Origin of the sequence: Amycolatopsis sp. NBC_01307 (assembly GCF_035975215.1) — a bacterium.
Lineage (GTDB): Bacteria > Actinomycetota > Actinomycetes > Mycobacteriales > Pseudonocardiaceae > Amycolatopsis.
Map to the genome: position 1 here is coordinate 2,638,729 of NZ_CP108403.1, position 19,151 is coordinate 2,657,879.

Genomic DNA, 19,151 nt, shown 5'->3' on the forward strand with positions numbered 1-19,151 from the left:
CTACGAGCGAGGGATCCGGAGCCAGTCCTGCCCGGCCAGCTCCCACTTGTTCGTGCCGGTGGCGAGCTTGATCGGCCAGCCGGCGGTGTTGTCGTGGTGCGTCGCGGCCGGGCCGAAGACGTACGGCGTGCCGACCATCGGGTCGGTGACCGGCTTCATCTCGCGCAGCGCCTTCGTCACCGACTCGCGGGTGACGTCCCCCTGGATCCCGCGGACGACGTCGAGGAAGTACTTCGCCGCCAGGTAACCGCCCTGGCTGAACGACGTCAGCGGGATCTTGTTCTTCGTCATCAGGTCACGCCAGTCCTTGGTCTGCGGGCTGCCGGCGTCGGTGAAGGGGTAGAACTCGGCGGGCACGTACACCCCGGCGCCGGCGTCCGAGATCGCCTTGGCGTAGTTCTCGCTGTACACGCTGGTCAGCAGCAGCCACGTGACGTCGTTCCAGCCCTGCGCCTGCGCGGCCTTGAGCTGGCCGATCGAGTCGGGCTCGACCGGGTTGACCGTGATGGCCTTGCAGCCCGCGGCCCGCGCCTTGACGACGTAGGAGGTGTAGTCCGAGCCGCCGTAGGGCACGGTCGCGTCGAGGTACTTCAGCTTCTTGCCGGTGATCTTCGTCCACTCGTCGATCGCGGCCTGGTACGCCGGGAGCGTGTTGCCCGCGATCTCCAGCAGCGCGCAGATGTCGTTCAGCTTCAGCACTTCCGAGCCGTAGAGCAGGGTGAGCGTCATGTCGTGGAACGGGCCGACGTTGACCGGCGCGATGTTGGGGCTCGAGAAGCACGCCGGGTCGACGCCGATGCCCTGCACCGAAAGGATCTTCTGCTGCTCGTAGTACTTCGCGTTGATCTCGCACTCGATGAGGCTCGACGACCCGACGAGCGCGACGGCCTCGTCGCCGCCGACCACCTCGCGGGCGGCGGCCGCGGCGGCCGAGGGGTCACCCTTGTCGTCGATCGCCTTGTACTCGATCTGCCGCCCGTTGACGCCGCCGGCCGCGTTGGCCGCGTCGAACACGGCCTTCGCGGCCTGGGAGGCCTCCGGGAAGGTGGCCGCGCCGCTCAGCGCGTTGACCGAGCCGACGACGATCGGCCCGTTCGTACCGGACCCGGCGCCGGCGCACCCGGCGGTGGCCAGCACCACGGCGATCGCCAGGGCGGGCAGGGTCTTTCTCATGAGTGCTCCCGGGTTGCGGCCACGACGGGCGCGGAGTCGACGATCTGCTCGAAACTCGCGACGGCACCCGCGGCGAACCGCCACACGTGGGCGACGCGGGCGGTGAAGGACTTCCCGGTGCCGCGGTGGGTCCCGGTGTAGGTGCCGACGCCGACGACGGTGTCGCCCGCGTCGAGGAGGTCGGCGAGGGTGAAGCGGTAGCCGTCCCAGTCCCGGCCGATGGCCTCGAAGACGTGCTGCCGGACTTCGTCCGGGCCGGTGTAGGTGCCGGCGTAAGGGAAACCGGCGGCCTCCGTCCACGTCGTGGCGGGGCCGAGCGGGGCCAGCATGCCGGGCAGGTCGCCGCGGTCGCTGGCGTCGTAGTGCGCGCGGATGACGTCCACATGGGACACGGGAAGCTCCTTCAGACGGGCTGGGCGTCGGGGTAGGCGACCGAGCCGAGCGGGTAGACGTGCCCGCCGGCACGGGAGTGCTCGGACCGGCCGTCGCCGGTGAGGCCGAGGAACACGCCGGTGGTGCGCAGCGCGTAACCGAGGTCGTGCAGCCACACGCTCGCCACGGCGATCCGGAACTCGCGGAAGCAGAACAGGTACAGGCCGTCCTGGAACTTCCACACGGTCGACAGGTCCATGTCGCCGTGGCCGCGCTGCACGCCTTCCAGGCACTGCCAGGCGTAACGCTCCGACGAGACGTAGACGTGCTCGTAGAGGTGGTCGGGGCTGTAGCGGTAGAGGTTGCGCTTGCCGATCAGGTCCCGCGACGGCCCGGGCACGGCACCGGACGGCTCGCCGCCGCCGGTCGTCCCGGCCCGGAAGCTCTGGGACACCCGGGGAACGCCGTCGACGTCCTCCGCGCCGATCACCGACCGGACGGCGAGCGCGCGGTGGGTCGACGTCGAATAGACGACCGTCAGGGCTTCGCCTTCGACGCTGGTCAGCGGGATGTTGACGAAGTACACGTCGTCGCGGACGGCCACCGCGTCGTAGGGATCTTCGACGCCGTTGCAGATGACGTGGTCCGCGTCGGGAAAACTCAGCGCGAGCGAGGCGCCGTCGTCGAGGGTGATCGTGACCGAGTGGCCGGTGAGGTCGGCGTTCGGCAAGCGGTAGGTGGCGATCCCGGCGGCGAACTCGTCGTAGGTGCGCCAGCCGTCGGTGGGGGCTTCGGGCATGGGCTCATCGTCGAGCGGCGCCCGGCGGCGAGCGAGCGGTCACGCGCTGGGGGGCAACTACCGGTCGCTGACGGTCAACTCGCGGCGCAGCTCGCTCGGCGCGCGCCCGAACGCCGTCTTGAACACCCGGCTGAAGTGCGCGGCGTCGACGAACCCCCAGCGTGACGCGATGGCCGCGACCGGGCGCCCGGCGTGCACCGGGTCGAGCAGGTCACGGCGGCAGTGCTCCAGGCGCCGGGTGCGGATCCAGCCGGCGACCGTGGTGCCCTGCTCCTGGAACAGCCCGTGCAGGTGCCGCGTCGAGATGAAGTGCTCGGCGGCGATTCGCGCCGGGTTCAGCTCGGGGGAGTGCAGGTTGGCGTCGATGTGCGCGCGGATCCGGCGCATCAGCTCGTGGTGCGGGTCGGCGCCCGCGTGCGCGAGGTCGAGCTCGGTGGCGACCATCGTGCTCAGCAGGTCGACGGCGCTGTGCGCCAGCCGCGCGCCCGCCGGGCCGGCCAGCTGCTCGAGGTTGCTGCCGAGCTGGGCGAGGAACGGCACCACGACGTTGCCGACGCCTTCCTTGCCGGACATCCGCACCGCCGTCAGCCGCCCGACGAGTTCGGCGGGCAGGTCGATGAGCCGCTGCGGGAACATCACCACCAGGGTGCGGAAGTCCTCGGCGAACTCCAGGGAGTACGGCCGGTGCGTGTCGTAGAGCGCGACGTCGCCGGGCCGCAGGACGGCCTGCCGGTCGTCCTGCACCAGCAGCCCGGTGCCGGCCAGGATCAGGCTCAGCTTGTAGTACCGGCGTTCGCCGCGCGCGATCAGCTCCGGCGTGCGCCGGACGACGTGCGGCGACGCCGAGATCTCCGAGACCTGCACCTCGTCGGCCGTCGACGAGCGGATCCGGCCGCGAAAGGCCTCCCCGGCGCCGGCGGTGACGTGCAGCGGCACGAAGGACTGCGTGACGGCGGCGCGGAACTCGGTGAAGTCCCGGGCGATCAGGGTCGTGGGGGCGGGCACGGGTCACCTCGCAGCATCGGGAGTGTCGTATACGATAAGCGATACGATCTTGCCCGGCAATGCTCCCGCGGTACCATTCCGGTTACGCTGAGTGGTGCCAGTAGTCCCGCTCGGGCAGCATGAGCCAGGTGTCGGGCGGCCCGGTGATCGCCCGCGCGTCGACCGGCCGCAGCCCCGCGTACGCACAGGCGTAGGCCGCGGCGTTTCCCGGGTACAGATAGGAAAGCAGCACCTCCACGGCCGAGGAATCGACGTACGGTGCGCCGCCGGGGTGCAGGTCCGACCCTTCGGTGACGCCGTCGCGGACGATGCACCCCTGGTTGCCGCTCTTCGGGTTCGAGTACACGCCGTAACAGACCGTGCCCGCCGACAGGAGCCCGGTGACGACCGGGGTCTGCGGCAGGTAGCCCCACGGCTGGGTGACGACGCAGCCGCCGGGCACGTCGGTGACCCCCACGATCTGGTCGGTGCCCTCGGGCGCCCACGGATCCGCGGACAGCGCCCGGCCGACCGCGGGATCGGCGGGGACGGCGTCGAGCCGCCGCGCCGCTTCCGCCGCGTCGACACCCGCGACACACGCGAGGCCGGTGCCTTCGAGCAGGCAGCCGTGCAGCGCGTCGCCGAGACCGGCCGCCGCCGCCACGATGACGGCCTCGGCGTCGCTGAGCACGACCCCGGCGGGTGCGGCGCCGAACAGGTCCGGGGTGGGCCCGGCCAGCGCGAGCCGCCCGGGCGGCCAGCCGGCCGGGTCCGGCCGCCACGGATCCGCGCCCGCGCCGGCCAGCACGCGGGCGTTCTCCGGCCGGCGGGCGTGCACCGCCCACCACAGCGCGGTGTGGCCCTCGGTTTCGGCGTCGACGTCGGCGGCCTGGCGCGCCAGCTCCGCCACCTGCTCCGGCGTGCCGCGTTCGGCGGCGTTCTGCAGCGCGGTCATCGGTTCCCCCTCGAAGTCGGTTCGCGGCGACCGTAGCGGGCGGCACCGACGAATTCGACGGGTAGCGCGGCACGGAGCCCACGTGTGATGCTCGGTACCGGAGGGGGAGGGGAGATGGACTCGTTCGGGGCGCGGTTGCGCCGTCTTCGGCGCGCCCTCGGGCTGACCCAGGAGGCGCTGGCCGAGAAGTCGGGCCTCAGCGGGCAGGCCGTCGGCGCGCTCGAGCGCGGGGACCGGCGGTTCCCGCACCGCGCCACCCTCGACCGGCTCGCCGACGCCCTCGACCTCGACGGCGACGAGCGGGACGCCTTCGTCGCGGCCGCCGCCCGGCCCGGCACGCCCAAGCCGGAACCGGGCGTCGTCCCACGCGAGCTGCCCGGCGAGATCGCCGCGTTCACCGGGCGGGAAGCCGAGATCGAGCGCGTCCTGGCCTGCTTCGGCGAGGACCGGCCGGGGGTCGTGGTCGCCGTCGCCGGGATGGCCGGGATCGGGAAGACGGCGCTGGCCCTGCACGCCGGGCACCGGCTCGCGCGGCGCTTCCCCGACGGCTCCCTGCACCTGGACCTGCGCGGGCACGCGGCCGACCCGCCGGACCCGCTCGACCTGGTCGACCGCGTGATCCGGGAGCTCGGCGGCGAAGCGCCGACGCCGCTCGCGCTCGACACCGCGACGGCGCGGCTGCGGTCGCTGCTCGCCGCGAAACGCGTGCTGCTCCTGCTCGACAACGCCCGGGACGCCGCGCACGTCGCGCCGCTGCTGCCCGGGGGCGGCGGCTCGGGGGCGATCGTCACCAGCCGCGCCGCGCTGCCCGACCTGCCGCAGGCGCACCAGGTCCTGCTCGACGTGCTGCCCGAGGCCGACGCGCTGCGGCTGCTGGCCGCGGAGATCGGCGCCGAGCGGGTCGCGGCCGAACCCGCCGCGGCGCGCGCGGTCGCCCGGCTGTGCGGGTACCTGCCGCTGGCCCTGCACCTCGCCGGGGCCCGGCTCGCGACCCGGCCGAACTGGCCCGTCGCCCACCTCGCGCACCGCCTCGACGACGAGCGCCGCCGCCTCGACGAAACCGGCGTCCGGACGAGCTTCGAGCTCGCGTTCGGCCGGCTGGAAGCCGGGGACCCGGCCGCCGCCCGCGCGTACCCGCTGCTGTCGCTGCTCGACGTCCCGGAGCTGTCGGTGGCCGTCGCGAGCCGGCTGCTCGACGCGCCCGAACGAGAGACCGAAGAACTGCTGGAACGGCTCACCGACGAGCACCTGCTGACCACGCCCGCGCCCGGCTGGTACCGGCTGCACGACCTGCTCCGGCTCTACGCCCGCGAACACGCCGAGCGGCTGACCACGGCCGAGCGGGCCGGCGCGATCACCCGGGTCGTCGAGCTGTGCGCGGCGATGGCCTGGCGGAGCATGGCGCTGGTCGCGGCGGCCTCGCAGCGACACGACTGGGCCGCGGGCCGCTGGTCGGTCGAGCCGGCGCCGGCGTCCACGGAAGAGGTGTTCGGCTGGCTCGACGCCCACCAGCCGCACCTGGTCACCGTCGTGCGGCAGGCCGCCGCGACGCCGGGGGTGCCCGCCGAGTCGATCGCCGCGATCGGGCTCGGCCTGTTCGAGTACCACCGGGCGCGGGCGCGGTGGCGCGACGCCGTCCACGTCGACGAGCTGGCCCTGGAGCTGGTCGACGGCGTCGACCGGGTGGCCGCCGCGACGCTGCGCAACGACCTCGGCGTCGCCGAGGCCGAGCTGGTCCACGGCGGTGAGGCGCCGGACTTCCGGCGGGCCCACGCGCACATGCGTCGCAGCCTCGCGGACTGGGAGGCGATCGGGGACCCGCGTCAGCTCGCGAGCAGCCTCAACAACCTCTGCTTCGTGTTCGGCCTCGGCGACGACCTGGACTCGGCCATCGAGTTCGGGGAGCGCGGCCTGAAGCTCAACCGGTCGCTGGGCCTGCGGCACGTCGAGACGCTGAACCTGGTCAACCTCGGCATCCTGTACGGGCGCCGGGGTGACCGGGAGCGCGAGCTGGTCTACGCGACCGACGCGGTGGCCGTCGCCGGCGACACCGGTGACGTGCGGGGCATGGCCTACGGCTGCATGCGGGCCGGCATCGTGCACCGCGAGGCGGGCCGGCCCGCCGAAGCTCTCGGGGAACTCCGCCGCAGCGCCGGGCTCTGGCGCGTCGCGGGTGTCCGGCTGTACGAGGCGATGGCGCTCGCCGAGCTGGGCCGCGCGCACCTGGAGGCGGGGGACCGCGAGCAGGCGCGGGACGTGCTCACGGAGGCGCTGGCGATGATGCGGGAGTACGGGGGCGAGGAGCGCGTCGCAGCGGTCCGAGCGGACCTGGAACGGCTGTAGCGCCGGCCCCGGCGACGAGCCCGGCGGTCAGGAACGGCCGCGGCCGGTGCACGGCGTGGCAGGCGACGACGTCCGCTTTCCCGGTGGCGCAGGTCAGCAGGATCGTGTCGCGGACGCGCTGCACGTAGAGCAGCCGCGTCTGTGGCGGCGCGGCGGCCGCCGCGGTTCCGGGCACGCCGGCGAGCGAGGTGGCCGCGAGCAGTGCGGCCGAAAGGAGCCTCCAGGAGGTCGTCACCGATGCCTTCCTCGTCCGGGACTTTCACGGCACGCCGATCTTCGCGGCGGGCCGCCGGACGCGACAGCGACAACCTCTACAAAGCACCTCTACAACTGTGGTTCACCCCCGAGCACCCGCGGCCGGCCGGGCGGCGTCGCCGACCCTCCACAGTGGACGCACGGAGTGTCCACAATAGACTCACGTACCCGTGCGCGACGAAGCCCGCGACGTGTCCGGGGGGACGTCGCCGCGGCGTTCAGCCGAACGGGTCAACCGGGCCGGAAGGCCTGCGGGGGAAGGGAAAGGCTCGCGAGCACCGCCTCGACTGCGCATCCGGGTCCGGGCGCGGCTGGTTGCTCAACCGTTGCCGCTCAGCTTAGTGCCCCTGCACTATGCTGGACCATCCGGCGTGCGCCGGGCCCGGCGCACGGGGCGCCGGCAACCGGAGAAACGGGTGGCGGATGGGTGGGGCAATGGTCGAAGGCGTGCGCCCGGGTGCGGGGGCGGACGCTTCGGGCGTGGGCGAGGCGGGCGAGCAGGAGCTGCGCCGGCTGCTGGCCGGCCTGACCGCGGTGCGCGACGGCGACTTCGGCATCCGGCTGCCGGGCGAGACCGACGGCCTGCTCGGCGAGATCGCCACCGTCTTCAACGGCATGGCCGACCAGCTGTCCCTGTTCACCTCCGAGGTCACCCGCGTCGCGCGCGAGGTCGGCAGCGAGGGCCAGCTCGGCGGGCAGGCGAAGGTCCCCGGCGTGTCCGGCACCTGGAAGGACCTCACCGACTCCGTCAACGCCATGGCCGGCAACCTCACCACCCAGGTCCGCGACATCGCCCAGGTGGCGACCGCCGTCGCGAAGGGCGACCTGTCGCAGAAGATCGACGTCGACGCCCGGGGCGAGATCCTGGAGCTGAAGGACACCGTCAACACGATGGTGGACCAGCTGTCGTCGTTCGCGGACGAGGTCACCCGCGTCGCCCGCGAGGTCGGCAGCGAAGGCCGGCTCGGCGGGCAGGCGCAGGTCCCCGGCGTCGGCGGCGTCTGGCGCGACCTCACCGACTCGGTCAACTTCATGGCCGGCAACCTGACCGACCAGGTCCGCAACGTCGCCCAGGTGACGACGGCGGTGGCCAAGGGCGACCTCTCGCAGAAGATCACGGTCGACGCCCGCGGCGAGATCCTCGAGCTCAAGAGCACGATCAACACGATGGTCGACCAGCTGTCGTCGTTCGCGGACGAGGTCACCCGCGTCGCGCGCGAGGTCGGCACGGAAGGCCGCCTCGGCGGCCAGGCGGACGTCAAGGGCGTCTCCGGCACCTGGCGCGACCTCACCGACTCGGTCAACTTCATGGCCGGCAACCTGACCGACCAGGTCCGCAACATCGCCCAGGTCGCGACGGCCGTGGCCAAGGGCGACCTGTCGCAGAAGATCCGGGTCGACGCCCGCGGCGAGGTCCTGGAGCTGAAGGACACCATCAACACGATGGTGGACCAGCTGTCCGCGTTCGCGGACGAGGTCACGAGAGTGGCCCGCGAGGTGGGCACCGAGGGCCGGCTGGGCGGCCAGGCGGACGTCAAGGGCGTCTCCGGCACCTGGAAGGACCTCACCGAGTCGGTCAACGTCATGGGCGACAACCTGACCGCGCAGGTCCGCTCGATCGCCCAGGTCACCACCGCCGTCGCCCGCGGCGACCTGTCCCAGAAGATCCGGGTCGACGCCCGCGGCGAGATCCTCGAGCTGAAGGACACCATCAACACGATGGTGGACCAGCTCTCCGCGTTCGCGGACGAGGTCACGCGCGTCGCGCGCGAGGTCGGCACCGAGGGCAACCTCGGCGGCCAGGCCACGGTCCGCGGCGTCTCGGGGACCTGGAAGAACCTCACCGACAACGTCAACGTGATGGCGTCCAACCTGACCGGCCAGGTCCGCTCGATCGCCCAGGTCGCGACGGCGGTCGCCCGCGGCGACCTGTCCCGCAAGATCACCGTCGAGGCCAAGGGCGAGGTCGCGGCGCTCGCCGACGTCATCAACACGATGGTCGACACGCTCTCGGCGTTCGCCGACGAGGTCACCCGCGTCGCCCGCGAGGTCGGCACCGAGGGCATGCTCGGCGGGCAGGCGCGCGTGCCGAACGTCGCGGGCACCTGGAAGGACCTCACCGACAACGTCAACTCGATGGCGAACAACCTCACCGGGCAGGTCCGCAACATCGCCCAGGTGACCACCGCCGTCGCGCAGGGCGACCTGACCCGCAAGATCGACGTCGACGCCCGCGGCGAGATCCTGGAGCTCAAGACCACGATCAACACGATGGTCGACCAGCTCTCCGCGTTCGCCGCGGAGGTCACCCGCGTCGCGCGCGAGGTCGGCAGCGAAGGCCGGCTCGGCGGGCAGGCCGAGGTCGAAGGCGTGTCCGGTACCTGGAAGCGGCTGACCGAGAACGTCAACGAGCTGGCCGGGAACCTCACCCGCCAGGTCCGCGCGATCGCCGAGGTGACCAGCGCCGTCGCCGAGGGCGACCTGACCCGCTCGATCACCGTCGACGCCTCCGGCGAGGTCGCCGAGCTGAAGGACAACATCAACTCGATGGTCGAGTCGCTGCGCGAGACGACGCGGGCGAACCAGGAGCAGGACTGGCTCAAGTCCAACCTGGCCACGATCACCGGGCTGATGCAGGGCCGCCGCGACCTCGCCGTCGTCGCGGCCGCGGTGATGGACGAGCTCGTCCCGCTGGTCAACGCCCAGTACGGCGCGTTCTACCTCGCCGACGACACGGCCGAGATCCCGGAGCTGCGGCTGGTCGGCGCGTACGGCCACCCGGACGACGGTGCCGGTCCCGTGGTGCGGTTCCGGGTCGGCCAGTCGCTGGTCGGGCAGGCCGCGCGCAGCCGCCGCCCGATCGCGGTCGACGACGTCCCGCCCGGTTACGCCACCATCTCGTCGGGTCTCGGCCGGACCGCGCCGGCCAGCCTGATCGTGCTGCCGATCGTGGTCGAGGACCAGGTGCTCGGCGTGCTGGAGCTGGCCTCGATGCACGGCTTCACCGCGGTGCACCGGGCGTTCCTCGAGCTGCTCATGGAGCAGATCGGCGTCAACGTCAACAGCATCGTCGCCAACGCCCGCACCGACGAGCTGCTCGGCGAGTCGCAGCGGCTGACCGCGGAGCTGCAGGCCCGGTCCGAGGAGCTGCAGGCGCGCCAGGAAGAACTCCAGTCGTCCAACGCCGAGCTGGAGGAGAAGGCCGCGCTGCTGGTCACGCAGAACCGCGACATCGAGACGAAGAACCTGGAGATCGAGCAGGCCCGCCAGGAGCTGGAGGCCCGCGCCCAGCAGCTGACGCTGGCGTCGAAGTACAAGTCGGAGTTCCTGGCCAACATGAGCCACGAGCTGCGCACCCCGCTCAACAGCCTGCTCATCCTCGCCCAGCTGCTCGCGCAGAACCCGACCCGCAACCTCACCGCGAAGCAGGTCGAGTACGCCGGCATCATCCACTCCGCCGGGTCGGACCTGCTGCAGCTGATCAACGACATCCTCGACCTGTCCAAGGTGGAGGCCGGGAAGATGGACGTCACCCCGGAGCGGGTGGCACTGCGGCAGCTGCTGGACTACGTCGAGGCGACGTTCCGGCCGATGACGTCGCAGCGCAACCTGGACTTCCGGATCACCGTCGCGCCCGGGTCGCCTGCCGAGCTGCTCACCGACGACTCGCGGCTGCGGCAGGTGCTGCGCAACCTGCTGTCCAACGCCGTCAAGTTCACCGAGGTCGGGGTGATCGAGCTGCACATCGAGCGGGTGGAGCCCGACCGGCTGCCGCGGCCGCTGCGCGCGCACGGGCCCGCCGTCGCCTTCCGCGTCGCCGACACCGGCATCGGCATCGCCGAGCACCAGCTGGAGTCGATCTTCGGCGCGTTCCAGCAGGCCGACGGCACCACCAGCCGCAAGTACGGCGGCACCGGGCTCGGCCTGTCGATCAGCCGTGAGATCGCGCAGCTGCTCGGCGGGTTCATCACCGCGGAGAGCACCCCCGGCGAGGGCAGCACGTTCACCTTCTCGCTGCCGGTCGCGCGGCCGGACTTCGAGACGCGCCCGCCGGGCGAGGAGACCCGGGCCGCGGTGACGGCCGGGGACACCGGCGCCGGGCTCGTGGTGCCGGCGGCGCGCACCCACCGGCGGCTGCTGGTGGTCGAGGAGCGCCAGCACGGCCTGCTGACGCTCGTGGCCGAGAGCGCCGCCGCGGACCTCGCCGACAGCCGTGACATCGGCATCTCGCCCGCCGAGGTCGAGGTCGTCACCGCGGTCGGCACCCAGGAGGCCGCGGCCGCGCTGGCCACCGACGCCTACCACTGCGTGGTGCTGGACCTGGACCTGCCCGAGCGGGCCGCGTTCGGCTTCCTCGACGCGATGCAGGGCGACGCCGCGCTGCGGCTCGTCCCGGTGCTGGCGCACAACAGCCGCCGCCTCGACACCGAGCTGGAGCAGCTGCTGCAGTCCCGGTCGGACGTCCACGCCCTGGAGGTCCTGTCCGGCCTCGACGAGCTGCGGGAGCGGATCGCGCTGCACCTGTCGGCGGAGAAGCCCGGCGCGGTGCTGCCGCTGGTCCGCGCGGACGAGCCGGCCGCGCCGGTGGCGGCGCGCGAGGTGGACACCACGCTGGCCGGGCGCACGGTGCTGATCGTCGACGACGACCCGCGCAACGTCTACGCGCTCACCGGGATCCTGGAGCTGCACGGGATGCAGGTGCTGCACGCCGAGGACGGCCGCAAGGGCGTCGAGACGGTCGCGGCGCACCCCGGGATCGACCTGATCCTGATGGACGTGATGATGCCGGAGATGGACGGCTACACCGCGACCGCGAAGATCCGCGCGATGCCGGAGCACGCCACGATCCCGATCGTGGCGGTGACGGCGAAGGCGATGCCGGGAGACCGCGAGAAGAGCCTCGCGTCGGGCGCCACCGACTACGTGACCAAGCCCGTCGACGCGGACGACCTGGTCGCCCGCATCAAACGGCACCTGACGGCCTGATCGGGGAGCCCGCTTGCCTTCCGAAGAACCGGGCGTGCCCGTGCTGGCGCCGCCCGCCGAGGTGTCGGCGAACCTCGCCCGGCTCGCCGACACCGTCGCCCGCCTGCGGGCGGAGGTCGACCACGCGCACGCCGTCGCCGACGGCCGCGCGCTGATCGAGCTGGCCAAGGGCGTCCTGATGGAACGCCTGCACTGCTCGCCCGCCGACGCCGCGAAGCAGCTGGAGTCGCTCGCGCAGCGGTCCGGGCTGACGCCGCTGGAGTTCGCGGCGGACGTCGTCGGCGAGGCCGCCGAGGACCGCATCACCGACGTGGCGCAGGACTTCCTCGCCCGCACGGAAGCGGACTCCGTCGCGGTCCGGTTGCGCACGGCGGAAAGCGGCGCACTGGCGGCGGGGGACACCCAGCGTGTCGCGGAGTCGATCCTGGAGCACGCGCTGCGGCCGCTCGGGGCGACCGCCGTCGCGGTCTGGCTAGCCGGACCGGACGGCTCGCTGACGCTGGCCGGCTCGGCCGGGTTCTCGGCCGAGGAAGCCGCGCGCTGGCGCTACGTCCCGCCCGGCGTCGCGACGCCGGCGCGCAGCGCGCTGATCGAGCGTGACACGGAATGGTTCACCACGCTCGCCTCGTCCGGGCTGCCGTCGATCGGGCAGCACACCCTCGCCGGCGGCGGCCGGGTCGCGGTGCCCACCGGCACCGGCGGGCGCATCATCGGCGTCGTCGAGATGTGCTGGCCGGAACCGCTGCCCGCCGAGCCCGGGCGCGAACGCCGTCAGCTGGAGGCCCTGGCCGAGCTGTGCGCGCACACCCTCGACACCTGGGACGGCGTCGTCGCGCCGCCGGCCACCGGCGGCGTCGGGGACCTGCTGGGCGAGCTGGTGGACTTCGTCGACGGCCTGCACGACCCGGCCGTGCTGCTCTCGCCGTGCCTCGACGGCGGCGACCGGCTCAGCGACTTCCGCATCCACCACGCGAACGTCCGGTTCGCCGACCCGGGCGGGCGGCCGCGCAGCCTGCTCGTCGGGTCGAGGCTGCTGGAGGCGTACCCGCTCGCGGCCGAGGAAAGCGGGCTGCTGGACAAGATCCGGCGCGTCTACGCCACCGGCGAGCCGTTCCGCGCCGACAACATGGCCGTCACGACGCTGGTCGACCAGGTGCCGCTGACCGTGCTGACCGACGTCAGCATCACCCGCTTCGCCGGCAACGTGCTGCTCATCCTGCGCATCCAGGACGACGCCGCGAAGCTCGCGGTGCTGCTGCAGCACGCCCAGCGCCTCGGGCGCATCGGCGGCTTCGAGGAGAACGTCGTCACCGGGGCGATCACCTGGAACACCGAGCTGTTCGCGCTCTACGGCCTGCCGCCCACCGCCTCGCCGCTGTCGCTGCACCAGCTGACCGGGTACGCGCACCCCGACGACGCCCAGGCGATCGGCCGGTTCCTGCGCACGGTCCTGCACCACAAGCGCCCGGGGTCCACGGCGTTCCGGCTGCAGCGCTCCGACGGCGTCGCCCGGCACATCCGGGTGGTCGCCGAGCCGGTGGTCGACGGCCGCGGCGAGCTGGTCGCGGTGCGCGGGGCCTACCAGGACGTCTCGTCGCAGCACTGGACCGAGGTCGCGCTGGCCGCGACCCGCGACAGGCTGGCCGAGACCGAGCAGGAGGCGATCGAGCGCAACCGGCTCACGCTGCAGCTGCAGCACGCGATCATGCCGCCCGCGAAGGGCCCGCTCGACATGCTGGGCCTGCGCGCCGCCGTCCGCTACCGGCCCGCGGAGAAGGAGCACCTGGTCGGTGGCGACTGGTACGACGCCGTCGCGCTGCCGACCGGGGAGATCCTGCTGTGCGTCGGCGACGTCGCCGGGCACGGCATCGACGCCGCCACCGGCATGGTCAGCCTGCGCAACGCCCTGCGCGGCCTCGCGGCCACCGGTGCCGGGCCGGCGCAGCTGCTGACCTGGCTCAACCTGGTGGCCTACCACCTCACCGACCACGTCACGGCGACCGCGGTCGCGGCCGTGTTCGACCCCGCGACCCGGAAGCTGCGCTGGGCGCGGGCCGGGCACCTGCCGCCGATCGTGCGGCACCGCGACGGCACGGCGACGACGTTGCCGCTGATCCGCGGCTCGCTGCTCGGCGCGCTCCGCGACGTCGTCTACCAGGAGGAAACCGTCCAGCTGGCCGACGGCGACATCCTGCTGATCTACACCGACGGCCTGATCGAGCGCCGCGACGCGCCCGTGCAGGAGTCGGTGGCGCGGCTGGTCACGCTGGTCGAGGGCCACGAAGGCGGGCTGGAGCACCAGCTCGACACGCTGCTCACCTACAGCACGGCCGACACCGACGACGACACCTGCGTGGTCGGCATCGAGGTCACCGGCTGAAGACGTCGGCGAGGATCTCGGCGCCGTCGACGACCCGCGGCCCGGGACGGTTGAAGAACGCGGGCCCGTCGAGGACGTGAACCCGGCCGTCGCGGACGGCGGGCAGCTCCGCCCAGCCCGGCCGATTCGCCAGCCGGGGGAGTTCCGCGCGGGTGCGCTCCGGGGTGAAGCCGCAGGGGAGCAGGAGCAGCACGTCGGGCCGGGCGTCGACGACGGCGTCCCACGCGATCGGCCGCGTGTGCTCCCCGGCCTTCGCCAGCAGCGGCTCGCCACCGGCGAGGGCGATCTGCTCGGGCACCCAGTGCCCGGCCGGCCAGATCGGGTCGAGCCACTCCAAGGCGACCACGCGGGGCGTTCCGGGGGCCTGCCGGACGGCGTCGAGGCGGTTCCGCAGCCCGGCGATCTCGGCTTCGGCCCGCTCCGGGACGCCGAGGACGTCCCCGACGCGGCGGAGGCAGTCGAGGACGCCGTCGATCGTCGCCGGTTCGAGGCTGACGACGAGCGGCCCGGTGTCGAGGGTCCGCACCGCTTCGGACACCCGCTCGTAGGAGACCGCGCAGACGTCGCAGAGGTCCTGGGTGAGGATGACGTCGGGGTTCGCCGCGGCCAGCGTGTCGCCGTCGAGGGTGTAGAGCGCCGAGCCGCTGTGCCGCGCGCCGCCGACGGCCTCGGAGATCTCGCGGCTGGACAGCGCGTCCGGATCGAACTCCGCCCGCGTCACGACCGGGATGTGCTCGACCTCGCCCGGCGGCCAGTCGCACTCGTGGGTGCGGCCGGCGAGGTCGGGCAGCAGGCCGAGCGTCGCGACGATGTCGGTCGCGGCGGGCAGCAGCGAGACGATCCGCATCAGGGGTTCACGGCCAGCACCAGGAACCCGGCCAGCAGGACCAGGTGGACGCCGCCCTGCAGGCGGGTCGCGCGGCCGGGGACGACCGTCAGGACGCTGACCACCACGGTCAGGGCCAGCAGCACGATCTGCGTCGAGCCGAGGCCGAGCAGCAGCTCACCCGGCAGCCAGATCGACGCCAGGGCGATCGCCGGGATCGTCAGGCCGATGCTCGCGATGGCCGAGCCGTAGGCCAGGTTGAGGCTGATCTGCATCCGGTCGCGCTGGGCCGCGCGGGTCGCGGCGAGGGTCTCCGGGAGCAGCACCAGCAACGCGATCACGACGCCGACGAACGACTGCGGGAACCCGGCCGCGCGCACGCCCGCCTCGATCGCCGGGGACTCCACCTTGGCCAGGCCGACCACCGCGACCAGCGCCACCAGCAGCAACGCGAGACTGCCGAGCGCGGCCTTGCTCGTCGGCGGGTCGGCGTGGTCGTCCTCCTTGACCTCGCCGTCGGCGGCCACCGGGAGGAAGAAGTCGCGGTGCCGGACGGTCTGGGTCAGCACGAACATCCCGTAGAGCACCAGCGACGCGAGCGCGGCGAAGGTCAGCTGGGCGCTCGAGAACGCCGGGCCGGGCGTGCTGGAGGTGAACGACGGCAGCACCAGGCTCAGCGTGGCCAGCGTCGCGACCGTGGCCATCGCCGCGCCGCTGCCTTCGGGGTTGAACAGCGTCGAGCCGTAGCGACGCGCGCCGACGAGCAGCGAGATGCCGACGATACCGTTGGTCGTGATCATCACCGCGGCGAACACGGTGTCACGCGCCAGCGACGTCGCGTCCGGGCCGCCGGAGACCATCATCGTGACGATCAGCGCGACCTCGATGACGGTCACCGCGACCGCCAGCACCAGCGACCCGAACGGTTCACCCACCCGGTGGGCGACGACCTCCGCGTGGTGCACCGCCGAGAGCACGGTCGCGCCGAGCGCGATCGCGACGACGGCCACGAAGACCGGCCCGAGGTCGCGACCCCAGGCCACGACCAGCACGAGCACCCCCAGCACCGGGGTGACGGAGGTCCAGGACGTCAGGAAGGATCTCAGGGCGGCCATGCCTCCACTCTGTCACACCACCGGTCACTTTGCGTGGTCGTAAGGCCATTCTCACATTTCCGGCAGCTGTCCAGTGTGGACGGTCAGTGGCGGCCGGCCAGCGGGCTGGTGTCGCACGCCCGGTCCGGGATCCGCACCGCCGGCAGGCCGAGCAGGACGCTCTTGCGCTTCCCGGTGCGGGAGTGGTCCTGGCCCGCCTTCGGCAGCCCGGCAGTGTCGCGTGTGGACAGTGCGTGTTCGCCGTGGCCCTTGACGCACTCGGGATCCGGGCCGTCCAGGGGCAGGCCGGTGAAGAACTTCGCCGCCATGCAGCCGCCCTGGCAGCTGTCGTAGGCCGCGCACGAGGAGCACGCGCCACCCGTCTGCGGCCGGCGCAGGTCGGCGAACAGCGCCGAGTCCCGCCACACCGGGCCGAACCCGGCGCCGCGGACGTTGCCGGCCTTGAACGCGTCGTGGATGGCGAACGGGCAGGCGTAGACGTCGCCGATGGGGTCGATCAGGCAGACGACCCGGCCCGCGCCGCACAGGTTCAGCCCGGGCAGGGGCGTGGAGCCGAGCGCGTTGAGGTGGAAGAACGAGTCGCCGGTCAGCACGCCCTCGCCGTGGGCCACCAGCCAGTCGTACAGCTCGAGCTGCTGGTCGGCGGCCGGGTGCAGGTCGTCCCAGACGTCGGCGCCGCGCCCGGACGGGCGCAGCCGGGTGATCCGCAGCTGCGCGCCGAAGTCGTCCGCGATGCGCTTGAACTCGTCGAGCTGCGAGACGTTGTGCCGGGTCATGACGACGGAGATCTTGAAGTCCTTCATCCCGGCGTCGGCCAAGTTGCGCAGCGCCCGCATCGCCATGTCGTAGGAGCCCGGGCCGCGCACGGCGTCGTTGACCTCGCGGGTGGCGCCGTCGAGCGAGATCTGGACGTCGACGTAGTCCGTGCTCGCCAGCTGTTCCGCCCGCGCCGGGGTGATCTTGACGCCGTTGGTGGAGAACTTGATCCCGACGTGGTGGGCGATCGCGTAGTCCAGCAGCTCCCAGAAGTCGCTCCGGACGGTCGGTTCGCCGCCGCCGACGTTGACGTAGAAGACCTGCATCCGCTCCAGCTCGTCGATCACCGCCTTGATCTCGGCGGTCGACAGCTCGCGCGGGTCGCGCCGGCCCGAGGACGAGAGGCAGTGCTCGCACGCCAGGTTGCAGGCGTAGGTCCATTCCCAGGTCAGGCAGATCGGTGCCGTGAGGCCGTACTTGAACTGGTCGACCAGGGCCGGGACGCTCACGGGTCCTCCACGATCATGTCGGTGGCGACGAGGGATTCGAGGGCGGTGAGAAAGCTCGCCCGGCGGGCTTCCCCGAGCTCGGCCGCGTCGAGCGCGTCGCGCAGGCTGGCGTGGGTCGCCAGCTCGCGGACGAACGCGACGAGGTCCGGGGACTTGAGGAACGACAGCTTGCGGTTCCCGAAGTGGTAGGCGAGCGCCCCGAACGGTTCGGGGCGCAGCGCCACCTGCGGGTTGAGCCGGTACGCGGCGTCGAGGTTCACCTGAGTGTCCTCTGTGGACGTTTTAGTAGACACCGCACATACCGTCGATCGAGACTTCTTCGACGAGCAGCTCTTCGACAGGCTCCTCGATCGGCTCCTGGATGTCCGGGGTTTGCTCGGCCATGCTGTCCTCCTCGGGTCGGCCTGCTCCGACGCTAACCGCCACGGCGGCCGCGGCCACCGTGCGGCCGGGTGCTGTGGTCCCGGCCGGTCGGGCAGGTGTGGTGACAGGTCTTTCGCGGTAGCGGCCTACTGGGCGTGGACGATGACGCCGCGGATGTTCTTGCCGTCGCGCAGGTCCTGGTAGCCCTCGTTGACCTGGTCGAGGGTGTACTTGCGGGTCACCAGCTCGTCGAGCTTGAGCTTCCCGGCGTCGTAGAGCCGCAGCAGGCGCACGATGTCGTACTGCGGGTTCGCCGAGCCGAAGAGCGTGCCCTTGATCGTCTTCTCGAACAGCGTCATCACGCCGCCGGAGACGTGCACGGTGAGCTTCTCGGGGTTGGCGAGCCCGGTGATGACGACGGTGCCGCCCTTGCCGACGACGTCGAAGGCCTGGCTGACGACGTCCTCCTCGACGGTGCCGACGGTGATCAGCGCCTGGTCGGCCAGCTGGCCCCAGGTGAGCTCGTTGACCTTCTCCGCGGCCTCGGCGGCGGTGGCGAAGGCGTGGGTGGCGCCGAACTTGAGCGCGGCCTCCCGCTTGAACTCCACCGGGTCCACGGCGACGACGTACTTCGCGCCGGCGTGCGCGGCGCCCTGCACGGCGTTGATGCCGATGCCGCCGATGCCGTAGACGACGGTCGTGTCGCCGGCCCGGACGCCGCCGGCGTAGTTGGCCGTGGCCCACCCAGTCGGCACCCCGCAGCCGACGAGCACGGCGGTCTCCAGCGGCAGCCAGTCGTCGACCTTGACGACCGAGTGCTGCGAGATGGTGGCGCGCTCGGAGAACGTGCCGAGCATGCACATCGCGCCGAAGTCCTGGCCGCCGGCGTGGAAGCGGAAGGTGCCGTCCGGCATGTGGCCGTCGAGGATGGTGGCGCCCATGTCGCACAGGTTCTGGCGGCCGGTGGAGCAGTAGCGGCAGGTGCCGCAGTTCGGGATGAAGCTGCACACGACGTGGTCGCCGGGCTGCACTTTCGTGACGCCGGGGCCGACGTCCTCGATGATCCCGGCGCCCTCGTGCCCGCCGATGATCGGGAACCGCGGCACGAGGTCGTTGTCGATCAGGTGCAGATCCGAGTGGCACAACCCGGCGGCGGTGTACTTGATCAGCACCTCGCCCGGCCCGGGCCCGTCGAGGTCGAGTTCCATCAGCTCGAACGGCTTCCCGGCATCGAACAGTACGGCTGCCTTGGTCTTCACGGCCATCTCCTCAACGTGCGGCGGTGCACCCCTACGCAGCCGATTGTGTGCAGCGGGAAGGGCCGCGAAGTGTCCG

14 protein-coding genes are annotated in these 19,151 nt (G+C 72.5%); 3 read left to right on the plus strand and 11 right to left on the minus strand.

Annotation, left to right across the window (positions count from 1 at the left end; genetic code table 11):
* The 5 genes from OG439_RS11650 to OG439_RS11670 all read right to left on the minus strand — a co-directional run bounded on the left by OG439_RS11650 (position 1) and on the right by OG439_RS11670 (position 4,283).
* Complete coding sequence (locus tag OG439_RS11650) at positions 1–1,173, minus strand: ABC transporter substrate-binding protein (protein ID WP_326949400.1); 1,173 nt, start codon at positions 1,171–1,173, stop codon at positions 1–3.
* On the minus strand, positions 1,170–1,565 hold the full coding sequence (locus OG439_RS11655; RefSeq protein ID WP_326949401.1) for a nuclear transport factor 2 family protein: 396 nt from the start codon (positions 1,563–1,565) through the stop codon (positions 1,170–1,172). The genes OG439_RS11650 and OG439_RS11655 overlap by 4 nt, the downstream gene beginning before the upstream one ends.
* An 11-nt stretch (positions 1,566–1,576) precedes the next feature.
* A complete protein-coding gene (locus tag OG439_RS11660) occupies positions 1,577–2,344 on the minus strand; it encodes a MoaF C-terminal domain-containing protein (RefSeq protein ID WP_326949402.1) in 768 nt (255 codons plus the stop codon).
* Between the two features lie 57 nt (positions 2,345–2,401).
* Positions 2,402–3,349, minus strand: a complete 948-nt coding sequence (locus tag OG439_RS11665) for a helix-turn-helix domain-containing protein (protein WP_326949403.1) — start codon at positions 3,347–3,349, stop codon at positions 2,402–2,404.
* A gap of 82 nt (positions 3,350–3,431) precedes the next feature.
* Positions 3,432–4,283 carry an ankyrin repeat domain-containing protein gene (locus OG439_RS11670; protein WP_326949404.1) on the minus strand — a complete coding sequence of 284 codons (852 nt, stop codon included), beginning with the start codon at positions 4,281–4,283 and terminating at the stop codon, positions 3,432–3,434.
* A 114-nt stretch (positions 4,284–4,397) separates the two neighbouring features.
* On the opposite strand from OG439_RS11670, the gene OG439_RS11675 reads away from it, so the two are divergent.
* The 3 genes from OG439_RS11675 to OG439_RS11685 all read left to right on the plus strand — a co-directional run bounded on the left by OG439_RS11675 (position 4,398) and on the right by OG439_RS11685 (position 14,247).
* Positions 4,398–6,626 carry a helix-turn-helix domain-containing protein gene (locus OG439_RS11675; protein WP_326949405.1) on the plus strand — a complete coding sequence of 743 codons (2,229 nt, stop codon included), beginning with the start codon at positions 4,398–4,400 and terminating at the stop codon, positions 6,624–6,626.
* A 690-nt stretch (positions 6,627–7,316) separates the two neighbouring features.
* Complete coding sequence (locus OG439_RS11680) at positions 7,317–11,867, plus strand: HAMP domain-containing protein (protein WP_326949406.1); 4,551 nt, start codon at positions 7,317–7,319, stop codon at positions 11,865–11,867.
* Positions 11,868–11,880: 13 nt separating this feature from the next.
* Positions 11,881–14,247 (plus strand): SpoIIE family protein phosphatase, encoded by a 2,367-nt coding sequence (locus tag OG439_RS11685; protein ID WP_326949407.1) that lies wholly within the window; start codon positions 11,881–11,883, stop codon positions 14,245–14,247.
* On the opposite strand, the gene OG439_RS11690 is transcribed toward OG439_RS11685, so the two are convergent.
* From OG439_RS11690 to OG439_RS11715, 6 genes are all read right to left on the minus strand, one after another.
* A complete protein-coding gene (locus OG439_RS11690; protein ID WP_326949408.1) occupies positions 14,237–15,094 on the minus strand; it encodes a cobalamin-binding protein in 858 nt (285 codons plus the stop codon). The genes OG439_RS11685 and OG439_RS11690 overlap by 11 nt on opposite strands.
* Positions 15,094–16,188, minus strand: coding sequence for a calcium:proton antiporter (locus OG439_RS11695; RefSeq protein ID WP_326949409.1), 1,095 nt, complete (start codon positions 16,186–16,188; stop codon positions 15,094–15,096). Before OG439_RS11695 ends, OG439_RS11690 begins: the two co-directional genes overlap by 1 nt.
* Before the next feature lie 83 nt (positions 16,189–16,271).
* A complete protein-coding gene (gene mftC, locus OG439_RS11700) occupies positions 16,272–17,453 on the minus strand; it encodes a mycofactocin radical SAM maturase (RefSeq protein ID WP_326949410.1) in 1,182 nt (393 codons plus the stop codon).
* Positions 17,450–17,713: a mycofactocin biosynthesis chaperone MftB gene (mftB, locus tag OG439_RS11705; protein ID WP_326949411.1), complete on the minus strand. Its 264-nt coding sequence runs from the start codon at positions 17,711–17,713 to the stop codon at positions 17,450–17,452. Before mftB ends, mftC begins: the two co-directional genes overlap by 4 nt.
* A gap of 22 nt (positions 17,714–17,735) precedes the next feature.
* Positions 17,736–17,837: a mycofactocin precursor MftA gene (mftA, locus tag OG439_RS11710; protein WP_326949412.1), complete on the minus strand. Its 102-nt coding sequence runs from the start codon at positions 17,835–17,837 to the stop codon at positions 17,736–17,738.
* A gap of 125 nt (positions 17,838–17,962) precedes the next feature.
* Entirely contained in the window at positions 17,963–19,075 is a 1,113-nt protein-coding gene (locus OG439_RS11715; protein ID WP_247051566.1) for an NDMA-dependent alcohol dehydrogenase, read from the minus strand.
* Positions 19,076–19,151 lie beyond the last annotated feature (76 nt).